Source organism: Cupriavidus sp. C1SS-2L, assembly GCF_057073735.1.
The window spans coordinates 2,966,195-2,979,574 of record NZ_CP172708.1 but is presented as its reverse complement, the minus strand read 5'-3'; the positions used below and the strand labels follow the sequence as shown (position 1 = coordinate 2,979,574).

Sequence of the window (13,380 nt, the reverse complement as noted above, 5' to 3'; positions counted from 1 at the left end):
GCGCGGGCGATGTGCCTTGCGCGAAGTGCCTCGCAGGACAGCGGGCTGCAGGCGGGGCGGATCGGCAGGTCGCGGATAAAAATCGCGGATAATGGAGGCTTTCGTGTCTACGAGCCCCTGAAGGAAGCGCGATGGAATTTAGCACAAAAGCCCTGGATTGGAGCAAAGCCGGCCAAAATGGTTTCCTGGCGACCAAGACCGACTGCCTCGTGGTCGGCGTGTTCGAAGGACAGAATCTGGCGGGCGTGGCCAAGGCCCTCGACGTGGCAACCAAGGGCTTGGTCGCACGGTTGCTGAAGCAGGGCGACTTCGAAGGCAAGCGCGGCACGCAGCTGACGCTGCATGAGGTGGCCGGCGTGGGCGCGGCCCGCGTGCTGCTGGTAGGCCTGGGCAAGGAGGCGGATTTCAACGACAAGGCCTTTGCCGAAGCCGTGCGCACGGCCGTGCGTGCCTTGTCGTCCACGCGCGCCACCTCGGCGCTGTGGTGCCTGTCGCAGCAGCCGCCGCAGCAGCGCGATATCGGCTGGGCGGTCATCACCACCATCTCGCTCGTGCGCGATGCGGGCTACCGCCTGCTGGAGCGCCACCCGGGCCTGAAGCGCGCCAACGGCAAGCCCGGCGCCGCCGACAAGGCGACACTGCGCAAGGTCGTGCTGGCCGTGGACGCCAACGACGCCAAGGCGGCGACCCAGGCCGTGGTGCGCGGCACTGCCATTGCCAACGGCATGGAACTGACCCGCGACCTCGGCAACCTGCCGTCCAATATCTGCACCCCGACCTACCTGGCCAACACGGCGCGCGCGATTGCCAAGCGCCACAAGCTCAAGGTGGAAGTGCTGGGCCGCAAGCAGATCGAAGCGCTGAACATGGGCTCGTTCCTGGCCGTGACCAAGGGCAGCGTCGAGCCGCCGCAGTTCATCGTGCTGCGCTATGACGGCGCGGGCGCCAAGCAGGCGCCGGTGGTACTGGTCGGCAAGGGCATCACCTTCGATACCGGCGGCATCTCGCTCAAGCCGGGCGAGGGCATGGACGAGATGAAGTACGACATGTGCGGTGCCGCGTCGGTGCTCGGCACGCTGCAGGCCGTGGCCGAAATGGGCCTGAAGCTCAATGTGATCGCCGTGGTGCCGACCTGCGAGAACATGCCCAGCGGTGTCGCCACCAAGCCCGGCGACGTGGTGACCAGCATGTCGGGCCAGACGATCGAGATCCTGAACACGGACGCCGAAGGCCGCCTGATCCTGTGCGATGCGCTGACCTATGTCGAACGCTTCAAGCCGGCCGCCGTGGTCGATGTCGCGACGCTGACGGGCGCCTGCATCATCGCGCTCGGCCATATCAACACCGGGCTGTACGCGCGCAGCGACATGCTGGCCGACCAGCTGCTGCAGGCCGGCCGCAAGTCCATGGACACCGCCTGGCGCATGCCGCTGGACGACGAGTACCAGGATCAGCTCAAATCGAACTTTGCCGACATGGCCAATATCGGCGGCCGCCCGGCAGGCAGCGTGACCGCGGCCTGCTTCCTGGCGCGCTTCACCGAAAAGTACGACTGGGCCCACCTGGACATCGCCGGCACGGCCTGGAAGAGCGGCGCGGCCAAGGGCGCCACCGGCCGCCCGGTGCCGCTGCTCACGCAGTTCCTGATGGACCGCGCGGCCTGACGGGCGCAAGAGGCAGGCAGTCATGACGCGCATCGATTTCCACAGCAACGTGCCGGACAAGCTCGGCTATATCTGCCGGCTGGTCCGCAAGGCCTACGGCGCCGGCCAGAAGGTGGTCGTGCACGGCCAGCCGGCGCAACTGGCGGAGCTCGACGCGCGCCTGTGGACGTTCTCGCCGCTGGACTTTCTGCCGCACTGCGGCGTGGACCACCCGAACGCGGAGGTCACGCCGATCGTGCTGGCCGCCACCCTCGACCAGGCGCCGCACCACCAGCTGCTGATCAACCTCGATGCCAAGGCGCCCGCGCAGTTCGCCAGCTTCGAGCGCCTGATCGAAGTGGTCGGCGCCGGCCCCGAAGATCGCGAGGCCGGGCGCGAGCGCTATCGCTTCTACCGTGAGCGCGGCTATCCGCTGACGCACCACGACCTCAGCCAGCCACGCGGAGAATCCGAATGACCGAACGCACGACCTCGCGGGTGATTCCGCGGCTGGGGCCGAACGACAGCATTCCGCTGCTGACCGAGGTGGTGGAATTTCCGGATGGCACGCAGGATGTCTCGGCGATGCCTTCGGATAGCGGCGTGATCGATACCGCTGGCATGACGGAATCAGGCGTGGTCACGCATGTCGGTGACACGGGCGAGCCGGATGTGCTGGACATACCGGTGCTGACTGACGAGATCGATGACGCCGATGCCGCATCGCCGTTGAGCGAGCCTGCGGGCCGCTATCTGTCCGATGCGCCCGGTGAAGACGATCTTCGTGCAGTGCGCACCGAATTGCTGACGCGGGTCATGATGCGGTTCCGGACCGAGTGGCCCCAGGTCGTCGAGGCGCACACCGAGGCCACGCTGCAGGCGAGGCTGGCGCCGCTGACGGCGCAACTCGCTGCCGAGCTGACGCAGGCGCTGGAAGCCCGGTTGGTGGAGTGGCTGGACGCCACGCTCGAAGAGATCGAGCGGGATCCGGGCGGCATGTGAATCGGTTTCGGGCCTCACCGCCCCAACGACCTGACCCCGGCCGCAATATCCCCGGCCGTCCCCGACAGAATCTCGCGATACGCCGCGACCACCGCATCGACCTCGCCGGGCGCCGGCAGGTCCGACTGCGTGCGCCCGCTCACCACCTTCCCATCCGGCAACCGCCGCACCGTCCAGTTGATCGTCGCACCGGCGCGCTGCCCGATGTCGGCATCGAGCCGGACCACTTCCGTCGTGATGCGGTAGACGGGCGCTACATCGGCCAGCCCTTGCTGGTATGTATCCACCGCACCAAGGCTGGCCTGCAAGCGCTGCGACAGTGCGTCGCGCATCTCATCGGGAAGCGGCGACGACCAGCGCGACAGGTCCAGCAACCGCAGGCCTGACTCATTGCCGTTACGCGGGTCGCGCACCACGAGTTGCGGCCGGTTCAGCCGTTCGGGCACGCGCACTGGCGCGACCTCGATCCAGAGTGGATCGCTAGCCGGCACGGCAGGGGTGACGGCGCTTGCATCGGCGGCCGGCCCCTGCGCGAGCGTGTAATAGCGCGGTTCCGGCGAAGCGCAGCCAGCCAGCACCGTGGCGGCGAACAGCATGGACAGCGCGCATGCGCGCGAGGCGTGGATGCGATTCATCATTCCTTCTCCGGCTTGCCGCGCAGCAGCGCTTCGGGATGGCGTTCGAGATAGTCGGTCAGGTTGCGCAACGATGTCGCCGTGCGGGTCAATTCCTGCACCATGCGGCGCGCGTCCTGCTGCAGCGGCGCCTCGGACGACAGCGTGCCGTTGGCAGTGGACAGCGTCTTGCGCGCGTCCTGCAGCGCGGCCAGCACCTGTGGCGCGACATCGCCATTAAGCTGCTTCACGAGTTCGTCGGCACTCGCGAGCGTGGTGTTGAGCGCGGCCACGGACTTGCGCAAATCCTGCCCGATCTGGTCGAACGGCACCTTGTCGATGCGGTTGACGATGTCGCCGACCTGCGCCTGCAACTGATCGAACGTGCCCGGCGTGGTGGCGAACTCGGGGATCGGTGCATTCAGGTCGACATTGGCCGGCGGCGCCTTCGGGAAGAAGTCGAGCGCCACATACAGCTGGCCCGTCAGCAGGTTGCCGGTACGAAGCTGCGCGCGCATGCCACGCTTGAGCAGGCCCGCGATGATCTCGTGGCGGCGGTTGGTGTCCTGGACGTCGCGTTCGCGGAAGCCCATGCGCGACGGGTACAGCTCCACCACCACCGGCATGCGGAACGCCTTCTTGTCGCGCTGGAATTCAATGCCGATGGATCGCACCTGGCCCACGATCACACCTCGGAAATCCACCGGCGCGCCCGGCGAAAGCCCGCGCACGGACTGGTCGAAGTTGAGCACAGCCAGCGTCGGGGCCAGTTCCTCGGGTTCCTTCATGGCCTCGGCCTGGTCGGCCGCGAGCAGGAACTGCGTGTTCTCGGCGGCGCCATCCGTCGCACTGGTGCCTTCGGGCGCCTGGAAGGCGACGCCGCCCAGCAGCACGGTCACGAGCGACTGCGTCGACAGTTTGAGGCCCGACGCATCGAGCTTGAGATCGACGCCGCTCGCATGCCAGAAGCGCGTATCGGCATTCACAAGCCGGTCATAGGGTTTGTTGACGAACACGCGCAGCGTGATGTCGCGCCCGTTCGGGTCGAGCTGGAACGCTACCACTTGGCCGACCTGCACGCGCCGGTAATAGACCGGTGAGCCGATATCTAGCGAGCCCAGGTCCGAGGCGCGCAGCACGAACTGCTTGCCGGACGAGTCCGACGTCACCACCGGCGGCGCCTCCAGGCCCTTGAATTCGCGCCGGCTTTCGGTGGACTTGCCCGCGTCTACGCCGATGTAGGCGCCCGACAGCAGCGTTTCCAGCCCGGATACGCCGCTGGCGGCGAAGCGCGGACGCACGACCCAGAAGCGCGTGTCAGCCACGGCGAAGTTCTCGGCATCCTTGGTCAGGTCGATGTTGGCCAGCACGTGCGAGCGGTCGGACGCAAGCCGCACCGATTTCACCAGCCCGATATCCACGTCCTTGTAGCGCACCGCGGTCTTGCCTGGCGTGAGCCCCTCGGCCGAGCGGAAGGTCACGGTGATCTCGGGCCCGCGCGAGGTCAGGGTGTGGACCAGCAGCGAAATGCCGACCACGGCCGCGACGATCGGGATCAGCCAGACCAGCGACGGCAGCCAGCGCGCCCGCCGGCGGCGTTCGGGTTGCGGCAGGCCCGGCTGTCCCGGTGGTGTGGGCGGAAGGTTTTCAGTCTCGGGCATCTTGTTGTTCCAGCGAGTCCCACAGCAGGCGTGGGTCGAAGCTCAGCGACGCGAGCATGGTCAGCACCACGACCGACGCAAAGGCCATCGCGCCGCCGCCGGGAATGATGGTGGCCAGCGCCCCGGCCCGCACCAGCGAGGCCAGCAGTGCCACCACGAATATGTCGAGCATGGACCAGCGGCCGATCACCTCGACCAGGCCATACAGTTTGGTCTGCTGCCGGATACGCCAGGTGGAGCGCATGTGCACGGACACCAGCAGCAGCGTCAGGATCGCCATCTTCAGCAGCGGCACGATGATGCTCGCGATCAGCACGATGCCCGCGAGCAGGCGGGAGCCCGACAGCCACAGGTAGATCACGCCCGACAGGATAGTGTCCTGCTGCGTGCCCAGGATGGACTGCGTGACCATCACGGGCAGCAGGTTGGCGGGGATGTACAGGATGTAGGCCGACAGCAGGAACGCCCAGGTGCGCGCCAGGCTGTCCGGCTTGCGGTGGTGCAGCGTGGCGCCGCAGCGCGGGCACGGCTCGCCCTCGAGCGAGCGCGGGCTGACCAGGTCGCATGCGTGGCACGAGACGAGACCCAGGCGCGAGGCAGTGGGTACCTGCGGCAGCGGCGTGCGCTCGTCGTCGTCGGTAATTTCCTGCACCACGCTGGCGGCGAGCTTGCGCGAGCGTTCGAGCTGTTCGCGCGCGCCGGCGATTCCGGGGCGCGGACGGCGCGCTGGCGGCTTGTCGCTCATCGGCGCGCTCCGTCCGTGGCCTCGGCGTCTTCCGGCGATTCCAGGTAATGCCAGAGGTCGCGCGGGTCGAATGACAGCATGGCCGCCAGCACCACCACCAGCGCCCCGAACGACCACAGCGCGATGCCCGGCAGCACCTGCGCCATGCTTGACAGCTTCACCAGCGTGACCAGCACGCCGATCATGAACACTTCGATCATGCCCCACGGGCGGGTCTGGCAAATGCCGCGCACGATGCGGTCAAAGCCCACCGGCATGCGGTGGCCTGCCATCGGTACCAGCAGGTAGGCCATCATCAGCATCTCCGAGAGCGGGAACAGGATGGTGGTGGCGAATACCAGTGCCGCCACCAGCGCCATGTGGTCGGCATACAGCGCCTGCACGGCGCCCCACAGCGTGGTCTGCGTGCGCACGCCCTTGAGATCCATCTCGACGATCGGAAACGCGTTGGAAATCAGGAACAGGATCAGTGCGGTGACGACCAGGGGCAGCAGGCGCCGGTACGCGCGTGCGCTTTCGCGGTAAAGCTGGCCGCCGCAGCGCAGGCACAGCGCGCGCTCGCCGCGGGCAAGTTCGGCGCGCTGGTACACGGCGTCGCAGTATTCGCAGGCGATCAGGTTATGGAGTGCGCGCGTGTCCAGTGGCGTGCCAGAATCACCATCGTTCATGGGCCGCTCAGCGTGAGGGCTTGCCCGGCGTGACGGCCGGGGCATCGGGGTTGTCGACGAGCGCGGGAGCGGGGCCGTCCGCTGGCGCGGCGATCCCCGCTGCTGCGGCCTGAGCAGCCCGTGCGGCTTCGACCTGCGAGCCGATGGTCCAGTCGCGCAGCAGCGCATAGGCCACCGCCAGCAGGGTTGGGCCGATAAATACGCCGAGGAAGCCAAAGGCCAGTGCTCCGCCGAGCACGCCCATCATGATCCAGATGAGCGGCATGCCCGTGCCTTTGCTGATCAGCAGCGGCTTGACGACGTTATCCGCCATGCCGACTACGGCCACGCCCCATACCACCAGGAAGATCGCCCAGCCAGTTTCGCCGCCGTGGTACAGCCACAGCGCGGCAGGCAGCCACACCAGCGGCGGGCCGACGGGAATGACGGACAGGAAGAACGTGACGAAACCGAGGATGGCAGCGGCGGGCACCCCGGCAATCCACAGGCCGATGCCTTGCAGCACGGCCTGGATGAACGCCGTGCCGAGTACGCCATAGACCACGCCCTTGACCGTACTTCCGGCGAGCGCGAGGAGGTGATCGGCACGCTCGCCTGCAATACGACGCATGCCCGCGCGCAGCCAGTCGATTGCGTATTCGCCGCCGGTATAGAAAAAGAACGCCAGGATGATCGACAGTGCGAGCTGGCCCAGCCCGGCCCCGACCGACAGGCCAGCGCCGAGCAACGCATGTCCGACCGGCGCGATCAGCTTGCGCACATTGGCCACCATTTCGGAATCGGCGTGGATCAGCCGCTCCCACGATGTCTGCAGGTAGCCGCCCACATAGGGCAGGCTGCTGAGCCAGTCCGGAAGCTGCGGAATGCCTTGGTCGATGTAGCGGTCAACCAGCGCGGAAAGCTGGTCGATATGTGCCGAAAAGCTCGCGCCGGCATAAACGAAGGGCCCAAGCACGATCACGGCGGCCAGCACCACGCAGATCAGCGCGGCCAGGCTGCGCCGGTTGCCAAGCCAGCGGGCCAGCACGGTGTAGGGATACCACGAGCTGAATGCCAGGATCGCGCCCCACAGCAGCGCCGTGGTGAACGGCGCCAGCACCAGCAATGAGCCGCCGATCAGCACGACCAGTGCGAACACGGCGGCGATCTTTTCAATCAGTTGGCCGGAACTCATGACATCTCCCAATTCCGCCGGAGTGACGGAAACGGCGTAAATATAGCTTACGTCAGTCCCAGCGACGGCAGGAGGGGGATTCAGGTGGCTGTGCAGGCACCTGTGAACGCGTAGCCGGGGATGAGTCCACAGTGCCACAGGTATGTGACATGCGCCAGCGTTCGAGGGGCGTAGCAGGCGCCCGATATGCGACGCCCGGGAGGAGGCCGAAGGAAATCAGGCCGTGGCGCTCATCACGCCGTCCTTGAGCAGCGCAGCCACCAGGTCCGACTGCGTCACCATGCCGACCACGCGGTGGTGGTCGTCGATGACTGGCGCATGGTGCAGGCCGCCGTCGCTGAAGGCCTGGGCCAGTTCGACCATGGGCTGGTCGGCGCGCGCGGTGACCACGGCGCGCGTCATCAGGTCGCGCACGGTGCCGGCCAGGCGCCGCGCCCCCGTGTCGCGCTGCGCGGCGAAGAAGTCGCTCTGGGTGATGATGCCCAGCAGCTTGCGATGTTCGTCGACCACCGGAAGCGCCTTGATGCGGTGCCGCGTGAGCAGGTGCGAAGCCTCCGATGCCGGCTGGCTCGGGTTCACCGTCACGACGTCGCGCGACATGATTTCCGAAACCAGCACATTGCCGAAATGGCGCCGGTACGCGCGAAGTTGGGCGGCCACTAGGATCGCTTCGAGATCGTCTTCTTCGATGTCGAGGAATTCGCCGCGGGCCTGCAATGCGTCATGCAGGTCCGCGCGCGTGAAGCCGACGCGCTGTCCAGGCGGGGCATCGGCAGTATGGTGCTGTACCGGCGGCTCGGGTGGGCGATGCGGATAGCGCCGCTGCGACAGGTTGTTGAAGGCCAGTGCCATCAGTAACAGCAGCATCGAATTGAACAGCACCGGCACCGCGACGAAACCGAAGCCGAGTGCGCTGACTGCGGGCCCCCCAAACACCGCAGTGATCGCCACGGCACCGCTGGGCGGGTGCACGCAGCGGAACTGGAACATCACGGCGATGGCGACTGCGACGGCCGTGGCCGCCGCGAGCCCCTGATCCGGAATCCAGCGTGCGCACGCTACGCCGACCAGCGCTGCAAATAAATTGCCGCCGATGATCGACCATGGCTGGGCAAGCGGACTCGAAGGCACCGCGAACAGCAGCACGGCCGAGGCGCCCATCGGCGCGACAAACCAGGGATTGAAGCCGCCCAGCGTCTGGTGACTGATCCATTCGGTGAGAAAGAGGCCTAGCAGCGCGCCGAGGCAACTCTTGATGCGCTCGGTGCGGTTAGCGGAAACAGGCAGCGGTACGAAAGTGCGCAGCCAGGCACGAGTGCTATGTGCGAGCGCAGCGACGGCGGGGGCGGTTGGCATTCTGGAGCGGGGCGCGTTGGAATGGTCGGCGTAATATATCACGGAGTGATATATTTGGCGGCCTCTGGCAGAGTCATTGTCGTACGGACGTTCCGCGCTGATTCTTGCCGCATCGCACAAGAATCCAAGGAGTCCCCATGCATACTGAAAAGAGCGACTATGCCGTCAGCCAGCGCCTGTTGCTGCTGTGCGGCATCGCGTTGCTGATTGGCGTCGTCAGCACGCTGGCCGCTGACGTGCTGCTGAAGCTGATCCGCTTCTTCACCAACCTGTTCTTCTACCAGACGCTGTCGCTCGCGGAACGTTCGCCGGCGCACCACACGCTCGGCGCGTGGGTCATCGTCGTGCCCGTGCTGGGCGGATTGATCGTCGGGCTGATGGCCCGCTATGGTAGCGACAAGATCCGCGGCCACGGCATTCCCGAAGCCATCGAAGCTGTGCTGTTCGGGAAGAGCAAGATGTCGCCACGCGTGGCCGTGCTCAAGCCGCTGTCGTCCGGCATCGTAATCGGCAGCGGCGGGCCGTTCGGCGCGGAAGGCCCGATTATCATGACCGGCGGTTCGCTGGCGTCATTGCTCGCGCAGTACCTGCATCTGACCGCTGGCGAGCGCAAGTCGCTGCTGGTGGCGGGCGCTTGCGCGGGTATGACGGCGATCTTCGGCACACCCGTGGCAGCCGTGCTGCTCGCCATCGAGCTTTTGCTGTTCGAACTGCGCCCGCGCAGCCTGCTGCCGGTAGCGCTGGCCTGCGCGGTGGCGGGTTTCCTGCGGCCGTTCTTCTTTGAAGCGGGTCCGCTGTTCCCGTTGCAAACGGCGCCGGCCGGCCCCGTAGCGCTCGGCTCGTGCGTGGTGGCAGGGCTGTTGTGCGGTGCGCTGGGCGCTGCGCTGACGCTTGCGCTGTACCGCACGGAAGACGCCTTCTCGCGGTTGCCGCTGCACTGGATGTGGTGGCCTGCCATCGGCGGCCTGCTGGTTGGCATCGGCGGCTATTTCGAGCCGCGCGCGCTTGGCGTTGGCTATGACGTGATCGGCGACCTGCTGAACAATCATCTCGCGATCAGTGTCGCGGTGGCCTTGCTGGTGGTGAAGGCGCTGATCTGGATCGCAGCGCTCGGTTCCGGCACGTCGGGCGGCGTGCTCGCGCCGCTGCTGATGCTCGGCGCGGGGCTTGGCACCGTGCTGGCCCCATGGCTGCCAGGCGGCTCGCCGCAACTGTGGGCGCTGGTCTGCATGGCCGGCGTGCTTGGCAGCGTGCTCGGCGCGCCGCTCACGGCCATCGTGTTCGCGTTCGGGCTCACGCACAATACCGAGGCGCTGCTGCCGCTGCTGCTGACCACCGCGGTGGCGTACGGCTTCTCGGTGCTGACTATGAAGCGTTCGATCATGACGGAGAAGATCGCGCGGCGCGGCCTGCATATCTATCGCGAATATAGCGTCGATCCGCTCGAACGTGCCCATGTGGCGGAGCTGATGACGCGCGATGTCATCACGATCGACGCCGACCTCGGCGTGTCCGAGGCGACCGCGCGCTACTTCGGTGAACACGCCGCGCACCGCGCCTACCCCGTGGTATCGGGCGACCGCGTGCTCGGCATGCTGGATCGTGCCACGGTGCGTGGCGCCGCGGCCGGCTCGGCGCCGGCTAACCTGCGCTGCCGCGACCTGCTCGTGGCGCAAGCGCAAGTCCTGGTGCCGGCGCAGACTGCGCGCGCGGCCGCAGGCAGCATGGCCGCGTCGAGCGTGGCGCGGCTGCCGGTGGTGGAGAGCCTCGACACCATGCGGCTGGTCGGCATAGTCTCGCTGCGCGACCTGCTGCAGCCGAGCGGCCAGGTCTTCCACGAGGAATTCCGGCGGGAGCGCCTGCGCGGCTCGCAACAACAACTCGCAAGCTAAGCGTCTTCGCAACCGCTACAGCTTGTAAGTCGACAGCAGGATGCTGGTCTCGGTGGCGCTGATCCCGTCGATCAGCCGGATCCGGTCCAGCGTGCGGTCGAACGCTTCGAGCGTGTCGGCGCGCAGTTCCGCAATGATGTCCCAGCGGCCGTTGGTGGTGTGCAGCGCCTGCACATTCGGTTCGCCGCGCAAGGCCTGCAGCACGGCGCGGGCCTTGTTGCCTTCCACCGCCACCGTCATCCATGCGCGGATGCGGTGCGGCTCGGCTTCCGGCCGCAGCCGCACCGTATAGCCGACGATCAGTCCTTCCTTCTCCAACTTGTCGATGCGGTTCTGCACGGTCGCGCGCGACACGCGCAGCGCCTGCGCGAGCGCCGTGACCGGCGTGCGCGCGTTGTCGCGAAGCAGGGACAGCAGTTGTTGGTCGATGGCATCCATTGGGTTGGCGTTTTGATTGCGATGGCTGGCGATTTGTACATTCGCCTCAGCATTCTGCGCAAGTTGCTGGCTATTAGTTAACACCGGGCCGCACGAAAATGCAATCGACCCACCGAACAACACCCCCGCCGCAACCCGCTGCCGACGACCCAAAGGAGCCGCCGTGATCACCACCCCTACCATCCTGCTTGTCGAACCCACGTTCTACGACGTGTCCTACAGCATCAATCCGTGGATGGATCCGCAAGCTTGGGCGCGCGATCCGCGCGGCATGCACCGCAATGCAAGCCGTGCCTTCGACGCCCTGCACGAAGCCTTGCAGCAGGCCGGCTTCACGGTGGAACTCGCGCCGGGCTTTCCCGGCGTGCCCGACATGGTCTTCCCCGCCAATGCCGCCGTGGTGCTCGATGGCCGCGCCGTGCTCGCGCGTTTCCGTTATCCGCAGCGGCGCGGCGAAGAAGCGCCGTTCGCGAGCATTTTTGAAAGCCTGCGCCAGCGCGGAAAGGTCGATGAAGTCATGCAGCTGCCCGACGGGTGCTACCAGGAAGGCGCGGGCGACTGCATCTGGGACGCGAGCCGCGGACACTTCTGGGCCGGCTTCGGCCCGCGTTCCTCGCGCGAAGCCGCCGACGCCATGTCCGCGCACTTTGGCCGCGAAGTCGTGGCGCTGGAACTGGCCACCGAGCAGAGCTACCACCTTGATGTGTGCTTCTGCCCGCTATCCGGTGGCGAGGTGCTGTACTACCCGCCGGCCTTCAGCGAAGCTGCGCTGCGCGAACTGCGCGCGCGCGTGCCGGCGAGCCTGCGGATCGAGGCGACCGAGGACGACCTGCGCCACTTCAGCGTGAACGCCGTCAACCTGCATGACCAGGTCGTCATGACGCGCACCACGCCGCACCTGCGCGCGGAGCTGGGCGGACGCGGCTACCAGTTGCGCGAAGTCGACCTGTCGCCGTTCATGCTGTCCGGCGGCGGCGCCTATTGCATGACCTTGCGACTGGACCGCAGCAGCGGCGCCTCGACCAGGGCCCCGACTGCTCGCGCCGCAGCATGATCGGCCGCTACAGGAGTCCACCATGAAAGACACCGCCATGACGCGCTTCCTTGATGCCACCGACGTTGCCCGACTGGTCGGCGCCATCGGGGTTCCCGTTGCCATCATGCAACTGGCCGACCACGTGCGGCAGGATTTCCTGCGCTGGGAACAGTTCGAGAAATCGGCCCGGCTGGCCAGCCATTCGCCAGTCGGCGTGATCGAGCTGATGCCGGTGACCGACGGCGTGCAGTACGCGTTCAAGTACGTCAACGGCCATCCGCGTAACGCGCGCGTCTCGATGCCTACGGTGATGGCCTGCGGCATGCTGGCTGAGGTCGAGACCGGTTTCCCGCTGATGCTGACGGACCTGACGCTGGCCACGGCGCTGCGCACGGCGGCTACCTCCGCGCTCGCGGCGCGCGCCATGGCGCGGCCCGACAGTGCGGTGATGGCGCTGATCGGCAACGGCGCGCAGGCAGAGTTCCAGGCGCTGGCGTTCCACGCCCTGCTTGGCGTGCGCGAAGTCCGCGCCTACGACATCGACCCCGAAGCCACGGCACGGCTCGCGCGCAACCTTGCGGGCGTGCCGGACTTGTCCATCGTCGCGGTGGAGACCGTGCACGCCGCGCTGGCCGGTGCGGACATCGTCTCGACCGTGACCGCCGACAAGACGCGCGCGACCATCCTGACACCGGACATGGTGCGGCCGGGCGTGCACCTGAACGCCGTGGGCGGCGACTGTCCGGGCAAAACCGAGCTGCATCCGGACATCCTGCGCAAGGCACGCATCGTGGTGGAATACGAACCGCAGACGCGGCTCGAAGGCGAGATCCAGCAGCTCGGATCCGATACGCCGGTCACCGAGCTCTGGCAGGTGCTGTCAGGCCGGATACCCGGGCGCGCGGCCGCGGACGAGGTGACGATTTTCGATTCCGTCGGGTTTGCGCTAGAAGATTATTCGGCGCTGCGCTGGCTGTACGCCGCGGCGCGGGCTCGCCATGCCGGCCGGCATGTGGAACTGGTAGCGATGCCGCCGGATCCGCGCAACCTGTTTGGCTGGATGATGGAAGCGCAGCAGGCGCCGCACGCGACGGCATCGCACGAAGCGGCGCTGGCCTGACCGCGCTGCCGGCTATGCAACAGGAACGGGC

Annotated in this window: 13 protein-coding genes; 6 read left to right on the top strand and 7 right to left on the bottom strand. The window is 67.1% G+C overall.

Features of this window, described 5'->3' with window-relative positions; genetic code table 11:
* Nucleotides 1–131 precede the first annotated feature (131 nt).
* Genes ACIGJG_RS13785 through ACIGJG_RS13775 form a run of 3 tightly spaced genes read left to right on the top strand, consistent with a single transcriptional unit; the run spans nucleotide 132 to nucleotide 2,645 of the window.
* Nucleotides 132–1,664: a leucyl aminopeptidase gene (locus tag ACIGJG_RS13785; protein ID WP_011298831.1), complete on the top strand. Its 1,533-nt coding sequence runs from the start codon at nucleotides 132–134 to the stop codon at nucleotides 1,662–1,664.
* A 22-nt stretch (nucleotides 1,665–1,686) separates the two neighbouring features.
* The gene (locus ACIGJG_RS13780) at nucleotides 1,687–2,121 is read left to right on the top strand and encodes a DNA polymerase III subunit chi (protein WP_011298830.1); all 435 of its coding nucleotides are present in this window, start codon (nucleotides 1,687–1,689) and stop codon (nucleotides 2,119–2,121) included.
* Nucleotides 2,118–2,645: a hypothetical protein gene (locus ACIGJG_RS13775; protein WP_011298829.1), complete on the top strand. Its 528-nt coding sequence runs from the start codon at nucleotides 2,118–2,120 to the stop codon at nucleotides 2,643–2,645. The genes ACIGJG_RS13780 and ACIGJG_RS13775 overlap by 4 nt, the downstream gene beginning before the upstream one ends.
* Before the next feature lie 14 nt (nucleotides 2,646–2,659).
* Here ACIGJG_RS13775 and ACIGJG_RS13770 read toward each other — a convergent pair whose 3' ends face one another.
* The 6 genes from ACIGJG_RS13770 to ACIGJG_RS13745 form a co-directional block, all read right to left on the bottom strand.
* Nucleotides 2,660–3,283: a PqiC family protein gene (locus ACIGJG_RS13770; RefSeq protein ID WP_140951114.1), complete on the bottom strand. Its 624-nt coding sequence runs from the start codon at nucleotides 3,281–3,283 to the stop codon at nucleotides 2,660–2,662.
* Nucleotides 3,280–4,920, bottom strand: coding sequence for a PqiB family protein (locus ACIGJG_RS13765; protein ID WP_011298827.1), 1,641 nt, complete (start codon nucleotides 4,918–4,920; stop codon nucleotides 3,280–3,282). Before ACIGJG_RS13765 ends, ACIGJG_RS13770 begins: the two co-directional genes overlap by 4 nt.
* Nucleotides 4,907–5,665 carry a paraquat-inducible protein A gene (locus ACIGJG_RS13760; RefSeq protein WP_011298826.1) on the bottom strand — a complete coding sequence of 253 codons (759 nt, stop codon included), beginning with the start codon at nucleotides 5,663–5,665 and terminating at the stop codon, nucleotides 4,907–4,909. Before ACIGJG_RS13760 ends, ACIGJG_RS13765 begins: the two co-directional genes overlap by 14 nt.
* The gene (locus ACIGJG_RS13755; RefSeq protein WP_220631008.1) at nucleotides 5,662–6,333 is read right to left on the bottom strand and encodes a paraquat-inducible protein A; all 672 of its coding nucleotides are present in this window, start codon (nucleotides 6,331–6,333) and stop codon (nucleotides 5,662–5,664) included. Before ACIGJG_RS13755 ends, ACIGJG_RS13760 begins: the two co-directional genes overlap by 4 nt.
* Before the next feature lie 7 nt (nucleotides 6,334–6,340).
* Entirely contained in the window at nucleotides 6,341–7,507 is a 1,167-nt protein-coding gene (locus ACIGJG_RS13750) for an AI-2E family transporter (RefSeq protein ID WP_011298824.1), read from the bottom strand.
* 216 nt (nucleotides 7,508–7,723) lie between these two features.
* Entirely contained in the window at nucleotides 7,724–8,863 is a 1,140-nt protein-coding gene (locus tag ACIGJG_RS13745; RefSeq protein WP_011298823.1) for an HPP family protein, read from the bottom strand.
* 137 nt (nucleotides 8,864–9,000) lie between these two features.
* Here ACIGJG_RS13745 and ACIGJG_RS13740 point away from each other — a divergent pair, with 137 nt between their 5' ends.
* Nucleotides 9,001–10,755, top strand: coding sequence for a chloride channel protein (locus ACIGJG_RS13740; RefSeq protein WP_220631007.1), 1,755 nt, complete (start codon nucleotides 9,001–9,003; stop codon nucleotides 10,753–10,755).
* Nucleotides 10,756–10,770: 15 nt separating this feature from the next.
* Here ACIGJG_RS13740 and ACIGJG_RS13735 read toward each other — a convergent pair whose 3' ends face one another.
* Nucleotides 10,771–11,193 (bottom strand): Lrp/AsnC family transcriptional regulator, encoded by a 423-nt coding sequence (locus tag ACIGJG_RS13735; protein WP_011298821.1) that lies wholly within the window; start codon nucleotides 11,191–11,193, stop codon nucleotides 10,771–10,773.
* 163 nt (nucleotides 11,194–11,356) lie between these two features.
* Here ACIGJG_RS13735 and ACIGJG_RS13730 point away from each other — a divergent pair, with 163 nt between their 5' ends.
* A complete protein-coding gene (locus ACIGJG_RS13730; protein WP_220631006.1) occupies nucleotides 11,357–12,247 on the top strand; it encodes a dimethylarginine dimethylaminohydrolase family protein in 891 nt (296 codons plus the stop codon).
* 22 nt (nucleotides 12,248–12,269) lie between these two features.
* A complete protein-coding gene (locus ACIGJG_RS13725; protein WP_483672440.1) occupies nucleotides 12,270–13,349 on the top strand; it encodes an ornithine cyclodeaminase in 1,080 nt (359 codons plus the stop codon).
* The last annotated feature ends 31 nt before the right edge of the window (nucleotides 13,350–13,380 follow it).